This window comes from Providencia sp. PROV201 (assembly GCF_028479545.1).
Lineage (GTDB): Bacteria > Pseudomonadota > Gammaproteobacteria > Enterobacterales > Enterobacteriaceae > Providencia > Providencia huaxiensis.
In genome coordinates this window covers 1-2,206 of the sequence record NZ_JAMPNW010000046.1, presented here as the reverse complement: position 1 = coordinate 2,206, position 2,206 = coordinate 1, and the positions used below count along the sequence as shown (strand labels likewise).

At 32.0% G+C, this 2,206-nt stretch carries 2 protein-coding genes and 2 pseudogenes; all 4 read right to left on the bottom strand.

From position 1 onward, the window contains the following. The coding region (locus PR809_RS19975; RefSeq protein ID WP_272524688.1) for an NAD-dependent epimerase/dehydratase family protein at positions 1 to 101 on the bottom strand (101 nt) is incomplete at its 3' end. A gap of 221 nt (positions 102 to 322) precedes the next feature. Then, positions 323 to 688, bottom strand: a pseudogene (locus tag PR809_RS19970) (transposase); the annotation flags it as partial. A 120-nt stretch (positions 689 to 808) separates the two neighbouring features. Next, complete coding sequence (locus PR809_RS19965) at positions 809 to 1,909, bottom strand: hypothetical protein (RefSeq protein ID WP_272524686.1); 1,101 nt, start codon at positions 1,907 to 1,909, stop codon at positions 809 to 811. Positions 1,910 to 1,976: 67 nt separating this feature from the next. Beyond that, positions 1,977 to 2,087, bottom strand: a pseudogene (locus tag PR809_RS19960) (hypothetical protein); the annotation flags it as partial. Positions 2,088 to 2,206: the final 119 nt, after the last annotated feature.

The window sequence follows — 2,206 nt, the reverse complement described above, 5'->3', positions numbered from 1 at the left end:
AGTTTGTCGACATTAATAATAGCGTCATTGGTATTATTAATAATATGACGAACAACCGCAGAACCAATAAAGCCTGCACCACCAGTAACTAATATTTTCATCTTGGAGTAACAGGTCGTATTTTGATTGTTAAAATGAGAACTCTAAAAGTGATTATCTCATGATTTTGGCACGCTACCGCCCCGGGCTTACAGCTACCTGTTCACTGATAATCTTTAATTTACTCAACTAATTTTGGCTATTATACCTAAATAAGCTTGAGTAAGATAGTTGTTAACTAAGAGCCTATCTCAATAGGGATTAATTACCGCATAAAAAATCTGTACAACTCGCCACCGCTACGCTTATCCGCATAGATATACTGGTAAATCCATTCATGGCTGACGCTAAGACCAATAATGCTGCCAATTGCACTTGTTTGCTCAGGACTCCACTCCAGAGCAAATATCACGAAATCTATGGTCTGCTGAGGAATTGTCCTTTTGGCAGATGACAGCCGCCTATCACAGCACTTCTGGTGTGCCTGTTGTGGGTTATAACCAGTATCTGAAGTGTTACGCCTCAGTTCACGGGAGACCGTGGACTTGCTTACACCGATACGGATACCTATCTCATGGCAGGATAAATTATCCTCACGCAGTATCGATATCTGGTATCGTTGTCCTTCGGTTAGTTGCTGATACTTCATACTTACTCGCTCATCTTTGGTCGGAAGAGCAGGATAGCTTATCAGTAGCTAACCGTCCTTCCATCTAACATGACCGAGCGTTGCACTTATTATCTGAATTCGCGAGCCATTAATTATTAATTAATTAATTAGTTCTCTATAAGGAACATGGAATTTAGAGTCATCGTTCTGAATATAAAAAGATTGATAGTATAACAAAATAATAATAGTAGTGAATATAGGACTAGAAATTGAGGCAACAGAAAAGCCAATAAGAAAAAAAGGAAGTACCACATATATAAGAATACGTTTGTAATTAATTATGAGAATGAACTGAATCAGATAATATAATATAAACCCAATTAATCCTAACTGCAATAGCAATTGCAATATAACAATATGCGGCTCATATCCATTTAACTTAACACTAAAAAGGCCTGTTCCAAATAATGTTGTAAAAATATCACGAGATATCAATATTTCAAATCCACGTTTAATAAAATTGATTTTAGTAGAACCACTATCATCCATTTCTATCATGTGAATAATGAATGATGATGATAATATCATGCAAAATATTCCGATAGGTAATAAATATATTTTAATCTTTTTAGATAAACGGAAATAGATAAATAAGATAGTTGTAATAGATATAGCTGCTAATGATAAAGAAGATAATACGAGCATATACAGTACTATCATATAAATTAGAGTATATTTATAGCAAACTTTACGCAAAAATAAGCAATAAAAAAAAATCAAGGATGCATAAATACCAGAAAAGTTTGAGTCCATATCAATTAATCCGAATTTATAAGCATATCTTCCTATATCGTTTTTTTCTATTGCATTAATAAAGAAACGATAATAACAATCCAAAAGCAAAATAAAAATACTAGTAATAATCGTACAGTGTGATAATTTTTCTAGTAGCCTTTTTGGTGGAGGAGAGAATATCAATATTGATATAAAAAGATAAATCCACCAGTAAATGCCAGAAAATGCATTTAATTGAGGGTTAAGTAGTATATTATTAGAAAATAAATAAAAAATAAAAATAAAAATAAAAAATAATAATGTTATTTTTTTTGGGTTAAGGCTTAAATTAAAAGGAAAATAAAAAATAATTGCTATGGTCAAACCAACCAATGATAATATAGAGCCAATATTATCATATCCAAAAATATTTAAATAGAACAATGGAGGTATGCATAAAAAATAATAACTTAAATTCTTTGACATATTATATCTTTATTTATTAAGATGATGTTTTATTGAAATGAAAAAGCAATTTATATCTCTAATAAACTTAACCGTGTTTGAATAGATTTTGAGCAAGTAGGGTTGCAGCCACGAGTAACTCTTCCCTTGTTATTGTGTAGCCAGAATGCCGCAAAACTTCCATGCCTAAGCGAACTGTTAGTACCTAATAGTATCACTAAGAACCTATCCTAAAAGGGATTATCAGAATGTCGTAACAGGTAATTTCTGAAGGTGAAAATATGACAGGTAGCAGATGGCGTATCAGTTATGAACTCT

Bases quoted from the DNA above. Each gene is read 5' to 3' on its own strand.
- PR809_RS19965 (WP_272524686.1), bottom strand. From the start codon at position 1,909: ATGTCAAAGAATTTAAGTTATTATTTTTTATGCATACCTCCATTGTTC.